General features: G+C 72.1%; 2 protein-coding genes and 2 pseudogenes. All 4 read right to left on the minus strand.

Translation table 11 applies throughout. The features are described 5' to 3' along the window. Positions 1–371: pseudogene (locus ACIRF9_RS52535) on the minus strand (phosphoketolase); the annotation flags it as partial. Between the two features lie 189 nt (positions 372–560). Beyond that, positions 561–1490 carry a universal stress protein gene (locus ACIRF9_RS52540; RefSeq protein WP_403837775.1) on the minus strand — a complete coding sequence of 310 codons (930 nt, stop codon included), beginning with the start codon at positions 1488–1490 and terminating at the stop codon, positions 561–563. A gap of 115 nt (positions 1491–1605) precedes the next feature. After that, the gene (locus tag ACIRF9_RS52545; protein WP_403837777.1) at positions 1606–2235 is read right to left on the minus strand and encodes a hypothetical protein; all 630 of its coding nucleotides are present in this window, start codon (positions 2233–2235) and stop codon (positions 1606–1608) included. 158 nt (positions 2236–2393) lie between these two features. After that, positions 2394–2645: pseudogene (locus tag ACIRF9_RS52550) on the minus strand (carbamate kinase); the annotation flags it as partial.

Here is a 2645-nt window from a genome sequence, read left to right on the forward strand (position 1 = left end):
AGCCGGGCCATGCCCTCGCCGTCCCTCGGCACGTCCGGGTAGGTCTCGCTGTAGCTTCCCTCCAGCCACGAGTTCGCCAGGATCGACGGCCCTCCATGCCCCGGTCCCCACACGCACAGGGCGTCGAGCCCGCGCGCCTTGATGACCCGGTTGAGGTGCGTGTACACGAGGTTGAGTCCGGGCGAGGTGCCCCAGTGCCCGAGCAGCCGCGGCTTGATGTGCTCCGGCTTCAGCGGCTCGGTCAGCAGCGGGTTGGACATCAGGTAGATCTGCCCGGCGGCCAGGTAGTTGGCGGCCCGCCAATGGGCGTCGAGGGCGTGCAGTTCCTGGTCGGAGAGTGCGACGGCGTCCTGGTGTTCGACCTTGGGCATGGGGTGCTCCGGAAGTCAGCGGGCGGTGGAGGCGGCAGGAGTGGGGACGGCACGATCAAGTGGGTGGGGTGCTTCTCTCCCGTCCGCTCGGGTACGACGGCGACGCGCAGGCGGCGTGGTGCGGCACCCCGTGGGCGTCCCGCCCCAGCTGGAGTCCGGGGTGCCCGGGGTGGCCCCAGCGGTGCTGGATCAGGTGTGGGGGACGACGGCGACGGGGGCGGTGGAGTGGTGCAGGACGGCGTGCGTGACATGGCCGATGTGCGTGCCGAACGGGCTGCGCCGGACCCGCCGGCCCACGACCACGAGGGAGGCCTCACGAGCGGCGGCCACGACGTGCACAGCCGGACTGCCGAAGCGGGACACCTCGGTGACCTCCACGTCCGGGTACTTCTTGCGCCACGGACGCAGCACCCCGGCAACGGCTTCGGCCTCGCTCGAGCCGATCGCCTCATGCAGTACGGGGTCGGCGTGCACGCTGTACGCGTAGTACGGCGGCGGGTTCCAGCCATGGACGACCCGCAGGAACGTGCCGCGGCGCCGGGCGGCGTCGAAGGCGAACTCGATCAGCGTCTCGTCCGGGTGCTCGACGTCGAGTCCGAGGACCACGGGCCGGAACGGCGTCGCGGCGGACGGCACGCCCGTCGGCTCCGGCTCGTGCTCGTCGGCGGCCACCTCCAGCGCGCGCACCAGCACCACGGGCCGCTCCGCGTGCGCGATGACCGACAGACCGATGGAACCGGTCATGAACCCGCCGATCCCACCAAGACCTCGGGAGCCCAGGACGAGCAGCTCGGCGCTCTTGGCCGCCTCGACGAGCACATCACCCGGGTAACCGGAGAGCTGCTCCCTGATCACCTCAACTCCGGGGTGGCGCAGGCCGATGCCCTCGGCGGCCTCCCGGGGGATCCTCTCGGTCCAGTGCTGCTGGGTCTCCGTGCCCAGGAGCGGGGCCTGGGCCATGGGCTCCGGCACCGGCACCGGCACCGGCACCGGCACCGGCCGCCAGACGTGCACGATCTTCAGCGGCAGGTCGCGCAACTGCGCTTCGCGAGCCGCCCATTCGGCAGCGGCCCGGCTCTCCCGCGAGCCGTCGATCCCCACGGTGATGGTGCGGAGCATGATCTCTACCTCCTGGGGTGAGGGATCCGATTTCCAGAGTCGTCTTCAGGGGGTTCCTCGGGCAGGGGCCACTGGTCCCGGCTTCGGGCTCACCGACCCCTGCGCGGCCTGGTGCTCAACGCAGCCAGTTGTGGTCGCGGACGAAGGGAAGCCTGGCCCAGAGCCGGCCCGCGCCCAGGGTGTCGCCGGCGGCGGCAGCGGCCATGACGATCAGGGCGACGGCGTAGATGACGTGGTAGTCGACGAGCGGGTTGGTGGACATGCTCGCCGAGCCGTCCGAGAGGTGCTTGGCCGGCGGCCACTCGGCGATCCACATCAACGCCATCATCGCCGTGCCGGCGACGGCGGCGAGGCGCAGCGCGATCCCCGCGACCAGCGCCAGCCCGATCCCGAGCAGTCCGAGCATGAACAGCCAGTCCGCCCACGGGTCGCCGGCCCAGGAATGGAAGGTCGACTCCATCGGCCCGACGGCGACGGAGCCGAGGAAGCCCTTCGTCGGCGAACCGCCGTCGATCCAGCCGTTGCCGGACGGCGTGGCGTAGCCGAGGCCGAAGGTCTTGTCCAGGAAGGCCCACAGGAAGACGAACCCGGTGAGCAGGCGCAGGGAGGCGAAGGCGTAGGCCCGCGCGGTGTGCGTGCCGGCGTCCGCCGACACGGCCGACTCGGATGCGGTGGCGGTCCGGTTCCTGCGGAACGAGGGCAGGTGGAAGCCGGAGCTCCGGTGAGGGTGCTCGTGCACGGCCATGGTCGTGGTTCCCTTCGGGGACGGTCGGGGCGGTGCCTGACGTCACTCACTCTGGCCGCGCGCGCCGGCCGGCACCGGATGCCGATGGTCTGCGGCCATGGGGCCGAACGGCCCTGCGTCGGGGGGACGTTGGGCGCGGCACGGCGGCCCCGCGGCCGTCAGCCGGCCGTGAGATCCGGGCGGATCAGGGTGCCGGAGCGGCCGTGCACGATCTCGTACGCCGCGTCCAAGGCGCCGATGGCGGCGAGCCCTCCGGTCCGCTCGACGAACCGTGCGGCGGCCTCGGCCTTGGGCCCCATGGAACCCTCCGGGAAACCCTTGCGGCGCAGTTCGGCGGGGGTGGCGTCGAGGACGGGCTGCTGGGCGGGTGTCCCGTAGTCCTCGTACACGCAAGGGACGTCGGTGAGGAT

The organism is Streptomyces sp. NPDC096132, assembly GCF_044763345.1.
In the GTDB taxonomy this organism is placed as follows: Bacteria; Actinomycetota; Actinomycetes; order Streptomycetales; family Streptomycetaceae; genus Streptomyces.

Bases quoted from the DNA above. Each gene is read 5' to 3' on its own strand.
- ACIRF9_RS52545 (WP_403837777.1), bottom strand. From the start codon at position 2,235: ATGGCCGTGCACGAGCACCCTCACCGGAGCTCCGGCTTCCACCTGCCC.
- ACIRF9_RS52540 (WP_403837775.1), bottom strand. From the start codon at position 1,490: ATGCTCCGCACCATCACCGTGGGGATCGACGGCTCGCGGGAGAGCCGG.